We start from the raw sequence: 14,429 nt of genomic DNA, 5'->3' as shown, positions 1-14,429 counted from the left end.
GGGATATTTATGAAAGCAACGGATAAAGAAAAGGAAAGCTTAAATAGGTTGATTAGACTGTTCAAAATTGTTTTGGCAGTACAGGCTAGACCAATGCGCATAAAAGAACTAGCGGAAAAAATGGAGGTTACAGAGCGCTCTATATATCGGGACATTAAATTGTTAGAAGCTGCACAGATAAAGTGTCGGCATGGAAGGGGAAGGCCGATAGCCATAAACAACTCATTTATACCACCTCTAAACTTTACTCAAGAAGAGACTGTGGCCCTTACGGCGCTGCTAAATACATACGCAGATGATGAAAACTTAGCATCCGCCAAGGACAAAATAAAAGTGGCCATGGACAGTAGAGGTAAGAAAATACACGAACAATTTAAAGATAAGTTTTTTAAACCTAGTGACAACCAACCTGTAGATGAACAAAGACAAAGCAAAGTGCGTGCAAAGCTACAGGAAGCCATTTATTACAACAACCCTGTCCAGATAACTTATAATTCAATGTCATCAGGATTATCCCAAAGAGTAATTGACCCTTACTGCCTGATAGCAGATGATAACGCTTGGTATGTTGCTGCTAGGTGCCATCTTAAAAACAGCATCTTGCTATTTAAGTTAACTAGAATTACACAGGAGGTAATTCAACGAGGCCAAAAGTTTAGCCACCCCAAAGACTTTTCTGTGGAGAATTATTTGAAAAGTGCATGGAAAATAGAGCGAGGGTTAGAAGAATATGAAGTTGAGATACAGTTTAGTAGTCAAATAGCTCAATATATTAAAGAAACTAGACTTCACCCAACTCAAAAAATAATTGAAAATCAAGATGGAACTATTAACTTTATAGCAACTATTTCTGGGGAAAATGAGATTCTAAGCTGGATTTTGTCCTTTGGTGAGCATGCAGAAGTTATAAAACCAGCAAAAATAAGAAACCTTATCGCTGAAAAAATAAATAAAATGTCTCAAATCTACTGATACATTACAAGTAAAGAATAAAAAAACCTCTGGTTGGTGAGAATAAGTTAAGAATAAACTAACAGAGGTGAATATATTGGCTGATAAAAATCGTGAACAATGGGGAAGTCGGATAGGATTTATTTTAGCAGCCGCTGGTAGCGCCATCGGCCTAGGAAATATTTGGAGATTCCCTACAGTTGTAGGACAAAGTGGCGGTGGAGCCTTTCTTTTGGTGTACCTTATCATTACTTTTCTTGTTGGAATACCACTAATGATTGCAGAACTTACAATAGGTAGGAAAGGACAAACCAATATAGTTGGAGCATTTAAAAGGGTTGCGGGAAAGAATTGGGGTATAGTTGGGGCACTCGGCGTTGCAGCAGGCTTTATAATTCTATCTTTCTACTCAGTTATAGCAGGATGGGGAGTTGCTTATATATTCAAATATATAACAGGAGAGTTGACAAACCTAGGTGCTGAAGAGGTAGGCAACGTCTTTAACGAACTGACCTCAGCTCCCATAGTTCCTTTATTTTGGCACGCTATTTTTATGTTGATTACTATTGGGATTGTAATCTTAGGCATAGATAAAGGTATAGAAAAGGCTAGTAAATTGTTAATGCCCATATTATTAGTGTTGCTTATACTGTTAGCCATAAGAAGCGTTACATTAGATGGGGCTATGGAAGGAGTTTCGTGGTATCTAAGACCCAACTTTGCAGTAATAAACAGACATATAATACTAAGTGCTCTTGGGCAGGCATTTTTTAGCTTTAGTTTAGGTATGGGCGCAATCTTAACATACGGTAGTTATCTGGGCAAAAAGGAAAATATACCTGGAAGTGCTGTCTATATAGCTGTTTTTGACATATTTATAGCTGTGTTAGCGGGATTTATCATAATACCTGCAGTGTTTGCTTTTGGACTAGAGCCAGGCTCAGGACCGCCGCTAATTTTCATAACACTTCCGGCTGTATTTGGGGCTATGCCGGCGGGGAATATATTTGGGTTGCTATTTTTCGTTCTCTTAACTATAGCAGCTGTGACCTCAGCCATTTCTCTTTTAGAGGTAGTGGTGGCTTATTTTATCGACGAACTAAAATGGAGCCGAAAAAAAGCTTCTGCATTAGCGGGATTAGGCATATTTATATTAGGGATACCATCATCACTATCAATGGGTGTGCTCAGTGAAAATCTAATTTTTGGAATGCCTTTTTTAGACTTTATGGACTACTTCTCGTCTAATGTACTTTTAACATTAGGAGGTTTTTTTACAGCTGTAGTTGTGGGCTGGGTATGGAAAACTAAAAATGCAGTCTCAGAAATTGAAACATCAGGTTCCAAATTTTTACTGGCAGCACCTTGGGCTTTTTTGATAAAATGGATTATGCCAGTAGTCTTGCTGGTCATCATAATATATGGCCTATTCTTTTAATTAAATGAGGGGAGATGAGAGGATATGAATGTGTATGATTACGCGCATAAGCTTGTAAAAGCTGTTAAAGAAAGTGAGGATTACAAGCAGTACAAAGAAGTCGCAACTAGAATTAAGTCAGATTCAACTAGTGTGGAAATGCTAAAAGATTTTCGCAAAAGAAACTTTGAACTTCAAAAACTACAGATGCAAGGCAAAGAGCCATCACAGGATCAAATAGACCAAATACAAAAGCTGTTTGAAACAATAAGGTTAAACAAAGATATCGAAACCTTTCTAACGCTAGAGCAAAGAATAGGGCAAACAATGTCTGATATACAAAAAATTATTGGAGAAGGCATACAGCTAGAATTTAACCCATTAGAAGGTGAAGAAACAAGTCGCTAACTAAAAATAGTTCACATCGGAAAGTAGTGCGATGTGAACTATTTTTAGTTTTGGCGAAAAAAAGACGAAAATCGACATAAAGTGACAAAAGTGGCAGATAATAAGGTTAAATCGCTATAAACGGTCTTAAATTGCTTTTGACTTAGCTAAAGCCATAAACTATACTGTTACACATAAAAAGTAACAAACATTTTTTAATCATAGCAAAAAATGAACTATTAAATTCTTCCAATATCTTTTTTAAAAACCTTCCGCTATCTCCCCCCCTCTGATGCGGAAGGTTTTTTGTATATGCTTTTCTTGACTGATTTTAATTTGTAATATAAACTACAAATTAAGCACATATTAAACTTACATAAACAATAGTTAAGGAGGGTGTTAATGGCTAGACTAACGGCTCGTGAAAAGGAAATATTAAAAATACTGTATAACGAACCTATGATAAGTCAAGATGAACTAGCCAACAGACTGGAGCTTACACGATCTGCAGTTGCTGTCCATATATCAAACCTAATAAAAAAAGGTTTTATTTTAGGTCGTGGATATGTCTTTAATCAACAAAAAAGAGTGGTGGTAGTTGGCGGAGCAAACTATGATATTAAAGGAGTTGCGTCATCAGTTAGTTGTGAAATGAAGACATCTAACCTAGGTAAGATATTTACTTCCATAGGAGGAGTAGGAAGAAATATCGCAGAAAACTTAGCGCGTTTAAATACACCTACCAGTTTACTTTCCGCTGTGGGTAGAGATAAACATGGTCGAGCAATTTTAGATTATAGCAAAGAGGCAGGAGTGGATATGACGCCAGTTTTGCAGACTGCAAAGTATAACTCAGGAACTTATATGGCCTTTTTAAATGACAAAAACGATTTGCAAATCGGCCTAGCTGACATGGATATTATAGATGTAATAGACACTCAATACATTGAGTCTAACCTGCCGGTATTAAAAAATGCTAAAGTCATAGTGTGTGATACAAATTTAAGAGAGGACACGTTAGAGTATATAGCCCATCAAGCTCAAAAGTTAAACTGCACCTTTGTAGTTGAACCGGTTTCGGTTGAAAAGGCAAGAAAGGTAGAAAAAATGCTTAGTTACATAGATATATTAACTCCAAATAAAGAAGAGTTAGAAGAAATATGTCAGTTTAAGCTAGATGGTATAAAAGACTACAAAAGAGCAGGAGATATGCTGCTAAATCGTGGCGTAAAAATCCTATTGTTAAAGCTAGGAGAGAAAGGTTTGTTCTTATATAGCAAGGATTATACCGAAATAATTCCCTCTAAAGCTAAGGAAATAATTGATGTGACAGGTGGAGGAGATAGCTTAGTAGGTGGCTTTATAGCTGCTTATTATAAAGGGTTACCTTTAGATCAATGTGCAAAAATTGCCTCAGCCTGTGCAGCTTTAACACTTAAAACTAACGATACTGTATCTCCTGAATTAAGCTGGGAGAAGCTAAAGATAGAATTAAAGGAGGATTAACAAAATGAAAAATAAAGTGGCAATTTCAAAGGAAGTAGCTGAAGCTATAAAAGATAAAAAAGGAGTAGTAGCTTTAGAATCCACAATCATATCTCATGGGATGCCCTATCCACAAAACCTACAAACAGCACTGGAAGTTGAAAATATTGTAAGAGAAAACGGTGCCGTCCCAGCAACAATTGCTATAATGGATGGACAGATTAAAGTAGGGCTTAACAAATCGGAAATAGAAAAGCTCTCTCAAAGCGAAAACGTGCGCAAAGTCAGTAGAAGAGATCTAGCATTTGCTGTGTCTAAAGGCGAGATGGGAGCGACGACAGTTTCAGGAACAATGATAGCAGCAGAATTGGCTGGAATAAAGATATTTGCTACCGGTGGTATTGGCGGTGTTCATAGAGATGGTGAAAATACCCTAGACATTTCAGCGGACCTAACAGAACTAGGAAAAACTAATGTTGCAGTGGTATGTGCTGGCGTCAAATCAATTTTAGATATAGGAAGAACTTTAGAATATTTAGAGACATTGGGAGTGCCGGTGATTACATACAAATCAACGGAATTTCCCGCCTTTTTTAGCTCAAAAAGTGGTTTTAAATCTCATTTAACAGCGCAGGATGCAGAAGAAATTGCAAATATGCTAAAAGTAAAGTGGGATTTAGATCTTGAAGGTGGAGCTGTTATAGCAAACCCCATTTTACCGGAGTATGACATTAAAGAAGAGATAATTGGAAAAGCTATAAATGATGCCCTAAAAGAATGTGATCGACTAGGGATAGAAGGAAAAGATGTGACGCCCTTTTTACTTTCAAAGATAAAGGAAATAACAAGCGGAGAAAGCTTAAAGTCAAACATAGCCTTAGTTAAGAATAATGCAAAGTTAGCTGCAACTATTGCCCATAAACTTTTAAATGAGGAGGATTAGATAAGTGAATGCAAAATTTGAGAAAACTGAGTTAGCACCTGGAGTTAACCTGTATCTTTACCCCACCGATAAGTATAAAACAGTTTCGATACGAGCATTCCTTTATACAGATCTTGAAGATGAAACTTCTAAGACAGCTATTTTACCAGAAATCTTAAAAAAAGGTACAAAAGATTACCCCACCCCGCGAGAGCTCTCAAAGGAATTAGCTAAACTCTACGGTACTAGAATGGGAGCCGGCGTTACTAAAAGAGGGGAAACACTTTTAGCTGATTTTAGAATGGAGATGGTAAGTCCTAAGTACTTAGAAGATGATAGTTATGTACAAAAGGCTCTAAAAATCTTCAAAGACGTAATTTTCGACCCAGCTCTAGATGATAATAAATTTAACAAAACCTACGTGGAGATAGAAAAACAAAATCTAAAAAACAGAATCGCCGCTGTGGTAAATGACAAGCAAAAATTTGCCTTTATGAAAGCTATAGAAAATTCCTGCCCTGATGAAGCATATAGAATCTCTAAATATGGCAGCGTAGAGGAACTTGATAAAGTTAATGAAGCAAACTTATATCAGCATTATGAAAAAATAGTAAACAACAACCCAATGGACTTTTACGTTGTAGGAAACTTTGACAAAGACAAACTAAAGCCATTGTTAACTGAGACATTTAAAATAAATAGACAACAAGTAACTTCCATAAAAAAACCAATAAACAGCAAAGCCCAGCCTCTAAATGAAATAGTTCATGATATGGAAGTTAAACAAGGGCGCCTTGTCATGGTTATGAAAACCCCGGTAACTATGAACAACAATTCATATCCAGCTCTGCTAATGTATAACGGCATTTTAGGTGGATTTACGCATTCTAAACTTTTCCAAAATGTTAGAGAAAAAGCATCCCTTGCATACTATGCCGGATCTAACATAGAAACCTTAAAAGGTATGGTATTTCTATTTGCCGGAATAGACAAAGAAACATATAAAGAAACATTAGACATAATGAACCAGCAACTAGAAGATATAAAAGCAGGTAAGATTTCCGAAAAAGAAATGGAATACACCCTGGCAGGCCTTAAAAATAGTCTTTCCGAAACAATAGATGAAGTTGGTGGCCAAATAGGACTTCAGGTAGATGGCGGACTAGTAGGTAGACGCTGGGAAATTGAAGAACTACTTTCCGAACTAAAAAACGTAAAAAAGGAAGATGTAGTGGAAGTTGCTAATTCATTAGAGGTTGATACCATCTTCTTTTTACGACCTAAGGAGGAACAGTAATGCTAAACTCATATGAATATAAGAAAATTGACGAAAGTTATTTTTCTTTTACAATGCCAAATGGGCTACAGGTTTTTTATATACCAAGACCTAACTATAAGAAGTCATTTGCTGTTTTTTCCACTGACTTTGGCGGGATCGATTTTAAAACAGACTTAATGACATTGCCTCCAGGTATTGCTCACTTTCTAGAACATAAACTTTTTGAAAACCCAAACGGAAATGTAGAGGACGATTTTTCAAAGCTCGGGATATCTGTAAACGCTTTTACTACCCATAACAACACAAGTTATTATATTTCTTGCACCTCAAACTTTTATGAGGGATTAGAACTTTTGTTAGATTTTGTGCAAACACCGTACTTTACAGACCAAAATGTAAAAAAAGAGCAAGGAATTATTGCCCAAGAAATAGAAATGTATCGTGACGATGCTAACTGGGTTGGATATCTAAACTTGTTAAATGGTTTATACCCAAATCATCCCATAAACAAAGATATTGCAGGTGCTAAAGACGATATTTTACAGGTTGACGTAGATATGCTCAATGAAACCTTTGGGCAATACTATAATCCTTTAAATATGGCTCTTTTTGTGATAGGGGATATAGATATAGAACGGTTGTATGAATTTGTGGCAGAAAATCAGCAAAAAAAGAAGTTTGAAGAGGCGCCTAAATACCAAAGAAACTTTAAACAAGATGAGTTTATTCCCAACGAAAAGAAGGTCAGCATTGATATGGAAATTTCCCGTAACATACTAAACTTTGGGTTTAAAGATAAGCAAGTAGAAGAAGCGGGAAAAGAATTGTTTGAAAAGGAAATAACCACATTACTAGGACTAGAAACCTTGGTCGGAAAAAGCTCTAAACTTTACAATGACCTTTACGAAAACAGAATAATAGATGATTCATTCAGCATAGAATATACAACTGAAACAGGTTATGGTCATACAATCTTTTCTTGTGAAACTGAAGACCCAATGAAGACATATAGCATTCTAAAAGAAAGGTTTCAAGAAGCTGTAAACCAAGGTCTAGACGAGGAAGATTTCATTGTTAATAAAAGAAAAATTCAGGGGATAACCCTAATGGAACTAAACTCATTAGAAAATGTCGTACTTGGCTTTATGGGCGAGCATTTTAGAGGCGGAAGATTCTTTGATAAAAATGAAATAATTGAAAAAATAACGTTTGAGAAAGTTGAAAAAAGAATTAAAGAACATCTAGATTTTAAGATGTCTGCTCTATCAGTGGTAAATAACAAAGCCAGGTAAACTATTAACAATTGATTAAATGAGGACTTTAAGAAGGGTTTTCTTACCAAAACCAGAATATTTATAAGTAAATTTAAACTGGGGGGATTGCGTTTTGGTTAAGAAAATCCTAGCACTTTGTACTTTGCTTATATTTATTTATACTAAATTTAGCATATGCCTAAAAGCAATCGATTTTGGCCTGATGATTGAAGCGATATTCAGATAATAGGAAACAACACAATATTCACCTTTATAATTTCAGAAATTTCTATATTATTCCTATAAATTTGTCTTCTATGTGGAAGAAATATACGGGTGTATTTTTAATTTTTTAAAAAATAATTAAAAGGGGGCACAGTTTATGACTAAGTGGTTTAAAACCAAAAATCCCACAACAGTAATTGCTGGAAGTTCGGTTCTAAAATTTTTACCTGAACAACTAAGACAGCTAAATGCTTCAAAGGTGCTCCTACTAACTAATCAAGAAGTAAAAGATAGTTACCTTCAAACCTTAAAAGAACTATTGCCTGAAGAAAATCAATACTATTACTACTGTGAGATAGGAAAAGAAACTAACGTAAGCAAAGTGAACGAAGCTACTCAAGTAGCTATAGAAAATGGTATCGATACCATCATTGCAGTTGGTGGAGGGTCCGTAATCGACACTGCAAAAGTGGTAGCATACAAAGCTAAAAATAATGAAGATTTTGACTTGGGTGCCTACCATTTTGGTGTAGGAGATAAACTAAATACAGTAGCTATCATTACCACTTTAGCAACCACTTTTTCCAATACCCCTTTTGCCTTCATAAAAGATAATGATAAAAAGATAACACGAACCCTCACTGGAGACGTGTTTTTCCCCGATGTATCCATAGTAGATAGTAAACTTACAAAATCTCTCACTCCTAGACAGATGGTGTCTGGCATAAACTTAACCTTATCCACCATAGTGGAGGGGTATGTATCAACACTGTCTAGCCTTTATAGCGATGCTATAACCATATCTGCATTAGATCTTTTGGTTTCGGGAATCTATAACTTAAATGCTGATATAAAGTCAGAAAAAGCTATAGAAGAAATACAGGTTGCCGGGATCTTAGCTTCATACAGTGTTAACAACAGTATGCTAGGAATTGTATCCGCAACAGCTAATGCTTTTTGTGGGAGGTACAGTGTGGACTATGGTGAAATTTGTGGAAGTGTAATGTATCCGTACCTCCATCTAACAGTCCCAGCACAATTAGAAAAGTTTTCTAAGATATCGAACAAAATCTTTATGCAACAGGAACAACAAAATTATTACCCTGAAAAAGAAACATTAGCAAAAGAAGGGATAGATAAATTAAAGCAGATGGTTGATAACATAGCACCAAATCCTACACTTATGGAAATAGGTGTAGATAGAGAAGAACTAATGGAGATTGCTGAAATAATTGCAAACGACGATGGGTTGCTAAGCTGTCCCATAATTCCGGCTAAAGAAGAAATACACCAGGTGTTAGAGCAGGTATATGATGGGAAAGAAGACCTTTAATAGGGTTAACTGGCAGCACTAACTACCAAGGAACTCATTGACAAAGTCCATAAACATATGATATTATAATCATTGTTAATCAAGCCGAAGTGGCGGAACTGGCAGACGCGCTTGACTCAAAATCAAGTATCCTCTGGATGTAAGGGTTCGAGTCCCTTCTTCGGCACCATAACTACAGTATTTAAACCACTTTTCAAGGGTTTTTGAATTGGTAATCACACACTTGATTTTTTAAGTGAATTTACCTAATCAAGTATTTAAAAATCTCTGAAAGGTGGTTATTTTTGTGTCCAAAAAAAAGAAACTACTTACACTAACGGAACAAAATGTACAGACAAGAATCTCGCTAGAAGAGGGGTACGACAAATTTAGAAAACACAACAAAGTCAAAAACCTATCTCAATCTACAGTGTCATTTTACGATATTTGCTTTAGACTGTTTAACCGTTACTACGATAATGATATTGACAAAATCGATAGAGAGGTAATTGACGATTATATTTTACATTTGCGCGCTGATGATTCAGTAAACGATATCTCTATCCAGAGTTACATACGAGGGCTTAGGGCTTTCCTCTACTATATGGTGGATAATGGGCATATAGATAGATTTACAATCAATATCCCAAAGGCCGAGGAGAGCATTAAAGATACTTATACAGACACCGAGCTTAATATCCTACTTAAGAAACCTCGTTTAAAAGATACGACTTTTGCCGGATACCGCAATTGGGTGATTATAAATTTCCTCTTAGCTACAGGATGTCGGGCATCCACACTTTGCAACGTAAAGGTGAGAGACTTAGACTTTGATGGAGGATTTATAAAATTTACAACAACTAAAAATAAACAGGCTACTGTTATACCACTTTCTATCGAGTTAAATAAGGTTTTAACAGAGTACTTAAAGTTTTACAAACCAGAGACAGACGATTATCTATTCCCGACCGTATACGGTACTAAAATGTCTATATACACCTTAACATCAGCAGTCAAAAAGTATAATATTAAACGGGGTTTAAGCAAAACCTCAATCCATGCTTATCGCCATACCTTTGCAAAAACTTGGGTTGTAAATGGTGGAGACATATTTAGGTTACAAAAAATATTGGGGCACAAATCGTTAGAAATGGTCAGGAGATACGTTAACCTTTATGGACAAGACCTAAAAAAAGATTACGATAAATACAACCCTTTAGCCCAATTTAGCAAAAGCAGGGGGAAACATTTAAAACTAAATAAATAAAGCAAAAAAGACATTCGACTACTTTTCGAGTGTCTTTTTTTATTTTTAGTAAAAACTTTTACCGGATTTTGTACATATACAAGAGACATATTTATGTACTATTAACGGGAAAAAATTCTGTACAAAAATCCCGTTAATTTATTTAGAGGGAGAGAGTTAAATGAACAATCAAGTTAACGGCAAACAATTATCAAACGAAGAATTTATGAGGCAGATAACAGAGTTAGTGGAACAAAGAGGTAGTACTAGTAATGTTGAAAGCCCAACAGTAAAGGAATATTTTGAGCAATGGTTAGATACCACACGCAGTACCGTAAAGCAAACTACCTACGATGGGTACGCTATACACCTGAGGACACATATCATTCCAAAACTAGGTGATGTGATGCTAAACGAGTTAACTATTAGCAAAATCCAAAATTTTCTTAACGAAAAAAAAGAAGCCGGTTTAGGGACCAGGAGCTTAAAGTATATAAAAACTACTTTAAGTGTTGGTCTTAACCATGCTATAAGACAAGAGTTGATTAAAACTAATCCAGCACAACATGTAAAGGTACCTAGTACACAGCAAAAGACCGAAGCTAAATACTGGACAACCGAAGAAATCAACAAGTTCTTGATTAAAGCCCAAACAACAAGACATTATGCACTATATTATACTGCTCTAACAACTGGGCTTAGAAGAGGAGAGCTATTAGCACTTACTTGGGACAGGGTAGATTTACAAAAAGGGATTTTAAAGATAGATACTAATTTAGTTGCCACTAGTACCGGCGCAAAGATGGAGACACCTAAATCCCAAAGCAGCAATAGATATGTTAGCTTAACAAAAGACATTATTAAAGTTTTAAAGTCACACAAGAAAAAGCAAAAGAAAGAAAAGAGCGGGTATCAGGAAGACCTTGACCTAGTTTTTTGTAAAAAAAATGGAGAGATGTTAGCTCCTGGGAGTATTTCTGACCATTTTAAAAAGCTAGTGGCTAAGCTTTGTAAAGAAAATAAAGAATTTACTAGGATAACATTCCACGAACTAAGACACACTTTTGCGACACATGCGCTAGAGAGCGGAGTGGATTATAAAAATCTACAAAAATTGCTTGGTCATAGTACTATAAGTATAACAATGGATATCTATAGCCACGTCACAGCTAAGATGACTCAAGATACCGTAGATAAGTTATCAAAAATGACTAGTGCTTATACTGCTTAATTTGGAAATACTCTAATGAAAAAATTGAAGGTTAACAGTAAATCAAAGTTTGTTCCCAGTTAGACTTATTATAGTATGTAGGGAAATTTAAATGAAGGAGGAGGGAGGAGTAAGTTGGAAAAAACATCGTTTAAAACTAGCAATCTATCTGATGCCAAAACAAAGATTATGCGTCTTATAGCGGTATGCATACGGTCTCAGATGGAGAACGAAAGGGAGGTGAGCCTGTTTTGTGACAATCTTTTTAGTTACGAGATATATCTGGACGACTGCAGCTTAAATGCGTTTATTATAAAACGCAACCACGGCGATAACAGCGAGCTATTACCACAACTTACTTGCTGTAGATACCTGCTTACAGTAGGGCCTACAGAGGTAACAAAATTTGCTTATAACTCAGGACAGATGGTAGAGTGCAAGCTTCTATATGGTCATAAATTAAAATACCAGAACTACTACCTAACAGACCAAGAGTACGAGCATTTTTGCAAGGAATATCTTTTTGGGGCTTTAGTATTGTATAAGGAGATATTAAATACTAAATTAAAACTTAAGGGAGAGGTTAGAAAATGGAGATAATAAAAAACGGTCAAGTGTACGATGCCTATAATAATGCTACGTTGGTAAATATATACGACAATGGACGGGCACAATTTGACCCCAATGTAATCTGTGATATGTTGTTTATCAACAATGCTGGATACTTTTTTTTATACAAACAACACCTTTATAATTTTGTCCAAAATGGAACGCGAGAGCAAGAATTTAAAAAGACTATACCATTATCTAGACAAGATGCGTACAACTGGCTAAAAAAGCATGACATGGTATCGTCAATGCGTAAGTATTTTGACGTAAAAGTTATGGATAATAGGGAAGCGCAAGCATATGATATTGGTTGACATTAGTATCAACTTACCGATTTTAACACCAGATTTTCAAGACGACGGGAGATTTGTGTCCAAATTTAACAATCGGTCAACCTAAAGTAAGAGATCATCTTTACCATCCAAATATGCTATTAAAGCATCCAGGGTAAGGTATTTCTTACCCTGGATTTTTTATGCTCAAAAATAAGGAGGAACTTTCCAATGATTGAATTAGCGTTAAAGAATATATGTAAACATTATGGAGCGGAGCAAGTTTTATCTGACATTAGCTTTGAATTAAAAACAAAAGAAAGAGTAGGCTTAATAGGAGCAAATGGTTCAGGCAAAACAACAATTCTTAAAATTATAACCGAAGAAGAACCACAAGATAAAGGACAGATACACAAAAGAAAAGGATTAAAAATAGGCTGCCTACAACAAATACCTCTCTACCCAGACAGTTTCACCGTTAAAGACGTACTAAATACCGCCTTTAAAGAACATAAAAAGCTTCAACAAAAGCTGCAAAGTTTAGAAAACCAGATGTCTTCACTTACCGATACAAAACTAAAAAGTGCGGTAAAAGAATATGGAGCACTACAACAAAAGTTTGAAGAAATCGGCGGATATCAAATAGAGTCCGACATAAATAGAATATGCAGCGGAAGTCGTTCTAGCAATGACGTCATCATTATAGACTCACTTAAATTTGGCTACAAAGGAGGAGACCTTCTTTTAGACAACATAAACCTTAAAGTAAACTACGGACAACGATTAGCCCTAGTGGGCAAAAACGGCTGCGGTAAATCTACACTAATAAAAATCCTACAGTAAAAGCTAAAACCACTATCTGGTCAAATAAAAATAGGTTCTAGGGTCAAAACAGGCTACCACGAACAGCAAATAGCTTTTGAAGATGAACAATTGACCATTTTAGAAACCTTTCGAAAGCATTGCCCCACATCTATCAAAGAAGCCAGAAATATTCTAGCAAAATCTTTTTCTATGGAGACCAAGTCTTTAAAAAAGTAGAAATCCTCTCTGGAGGAGAGCGTAGCAGTGTGCCTACTAATTCAGCAAGATATAAACACCCTAGTACTAGATGAGCCCACAAATCACCTAGATATTGACTCCATAGAAATGCTAGAAGAATCCCTACAAGAATTCCGAGGTACAATTCTATTTATCTCCCACGACAGATATTTCATAAACAAAATAGCAGTCCAAACTATAGAACTAAACAAAAGAAAACTAACAAAATACCTAGGAAACTACGACTATTACAAAGAGAAAAGAGGCCAAATAAACCAACAACAACCCAAAGAAGAAGTTAGTAAAAAAGAAGAGAAAAAGCAAATTAAATCAATAAAAAAAACGCACTCTAAAAAGCCTAACCACCACAAAATAAATCAACTGGAAGCTCAAATAAAAACAATAGAAACAAAAATAGTTCAAAACAATGCAAAGGCCCAAAACCACGCAACAAACCCCAAAAAACTACAGGAAATAATGGAAGAAAACACAAAATTAGAATCAGAAAGAGATAGTCTATTAAAAAAATGGTTACAAGCGACCAATCCCCATCTAACTTAGTTGCCTAAAATGCGTTTTGGATTGCCCTTATTCCTCATTTTAATTTAATCCTTTGTAATATATTATGCAGGATAAGTTTTATCAACTAGAGAACATAAGATTTATCGCAGGTTAACTGTCTGTAAGACCCCCACTTTAACAATTCGAGGGTAATTCAAGAGGTGTAAGTGGGGGCAACAGCCAGTAAAAGCCCGATTGGTTTAACTAACAATCAGTGTAGGAGAAGGCCACACTGATTAAAGTTTCACTTTATAAAAGT

14 protein-coding genes and 1 tRNA gene are annotated in these 14,429 nt (G+C 35.7%); all 15 read left to right on the top strand.

Annotated elements, in window-relative coordinates; all coding sequences use genetic code 11:
• Positions 1-9: 9 nt before the first annotated feature.
• The 15 genes from PRVXH_RS10360 to PRVXH_RS10290 all read left to right on the top strand — a co-directional run bounded on the left by PRVXH_RS10360 (position 10) and on the right by PRVXH_RS10290 (position 14,170).
• Positions 10-972: a transcriptional regulator gene (locus PRVXH_RS10360; protein ID WP_353892698.1), complete on the top strand. Its 963-nt coding sequence runs from the start codon at positions 10-12 to the stop codon at positions 970-972.
• A 76-nt stretch (positions 973-1,048) separates the two neighbouring features.
• Complete coding sequence (locus PRVXH_RS10355) at positions 1,049-2,389, top strand: sodium-dependent transporter (RefSeq protein WP_353892697.1); 1,341 nt, start codon at positions 1,049-1,051, stop codon at positions 2,387-2,389.
• Positions 2,390-2,413: 24 nt separating this feature from the next.
• A complete protein-coding gene (locus PRVXH_RS10350) occupies positions 2,414-2,776 on the top strand; it encodes a YlbF family regulator (protein WP_353892696.1) in 363 nt (120 codons plus the stop codon).
• A 381-nt stretch (positions 2,777-3,157) separates the two neighbouring features.
• Positions 3,158-4,261, top strand: a complete 1,104-nt coding sequence (locus PRVXH_RS10345; protein WP_353892695.1) for a carbohydrate kinase — start codon at positions 3,158-3,160, stop codon at positions 4,259-4,261.
• 4 nt (positions 4,262-4,265) lie between these two features.
• Positions 4,266-5,183 carry a pseudouridine-5'-phosphate glycosidase gene (locus PRVXH_RS10340; protein ID WP_353892694.1) on the top strand — a complete coding sequence of 306 codons (918 nt, stop codon included), beginning with the start codon at positions 4,266-4,268 and terminating at the stop codon, positions 5,181-5,183.
• Positions 5,184-5,187: 4 nt separating this feature from the next.
• Positions 5,188-6,459, top strand: coding sequence for a pitrilysin family protein (locus PRVXH_RS10335; RefSeq protein ID WP_353892693.1), 1,272 nt, complete (start codon positions 5,188-5,190; stop codon positions 6,457-6,459).
• A complete protein-coding gene (locus tag PRVXH_RS10330; RefSeq protein WP_353892692.1) occupies positions 6,459-7,733 on the top strand; it encodes a pitrilysin family protein in 1,275 nt (424 codons plus the stop codon). Before PRVXH_RS10335 ends, PRVXH_RS10330 begins: the two co-directional genes overlap by 1 nt.
• A 343-nt stretch (positions 7,734-8,076) precedes the next feature.
• On the top strand, positions 8,077-9,252 hold the full coding sequence (locus tag PRVXH_RS10325; protein ID WP_353892691.1) for an iron-containing alcohol dehydrogenase: 1,176 nt from the start codon (positions 8,077-8,079) through the stop codon (positions 9,250-9,252).
• 83 nt (positions 9,253-9,335) lie between these two features.
• Positions 9,336-9,421, top strand: a tRNA-Leu gene (locus tag PRVXH_RS10320).
• Positions 9,422-9,538: 117 nt separating this feature from the next.
• Positions 9,539-10,498 (top strand): tyrosine-type recombinase/integrase, encoded by a 960-nt coding sequence (locus tag PRVXH_RS10315; RefSeq protein ID WP_353892690.1) that lies wholly within the window; start codon positions 9,539-9,541, stop codon positions 10,496-10,498.
• 160 nt (positions 10,499-10,658) lie between these two features.
• Entirely contained in the window at positions 10,659-11,708 is a 1,050-nt protein-coding gene (locus PRVXH_RS10310) for a site-specific integrase (RefSeq protein ID WP_353892689.1), read from the top strand.
• Between the two features lie 114 nt (positions 11,709-11,822).
• Entirely contained in the window at positions 11,823-12,287 is a 465-nt protein-coding gene (locus tag PRVXH_RS10305; protein WP_353892688.1) for a hypothetical protein, read from the top strand.
• Positions 12,278-12,610 (top strand): hypothetical protein, encoded by a 333-nt coding sequence (locus PRVXH_RS10300; RefSeq protein WP_353892687.1) that lies wholly within the window; start codon positions 12,278-12,280, stop codon positions 12,608-12,610. The genes PRVXH_RS10305 and PRVXH_RS10300 overlap by 10 nt, the downstream gene beginning before the upstream one ends.
• A gap of 189 nt (positions 12,611-12,799) precedes the next feature.
• Positions 12,800-13,411 (top strand): ATP-binding cassette domain-containing protein, encoded by a 612-nt coding sequence (locus PRVXH_RS10295; RefSeq protein WP_353892686.1) that lies wholly within the window; start codon positions 12,800-12,802, stop codon positions 13,409-13,411.
• Between the two features lie 225 nt (positions 13,412-13,636).
• Positions 13,637-14,170 carry a hypothetical protein gene (locus PRVXH_RS10290; RefSeq protein WP_353892685.1) on the top strand — a complete coding sequence of 178 codons (534 nt, stop codon included), beginning with the start codon at positions 13,637-13,639 and terminating at the stop codon, positions 14,168-14,170.
• The last annotated feature ends 259 nt before the right edge of the window (positions 14,171-14,429 follow it).

Origin of the sequence: Proteinivorax hydrogeniformans, from assembly GCF_040515995.1 — a bacterium.
GTDB classification, from domain to species: Bacteria; Bacillota; Proteinivoracia; order Proteinivoracales; family Proteinivoracaceae; genus Proteinivorax; species Proteinivorax hydrogeniformans.
This window is presented reverse-complemented; position numbering and strand designations above follow the sequence as displayed.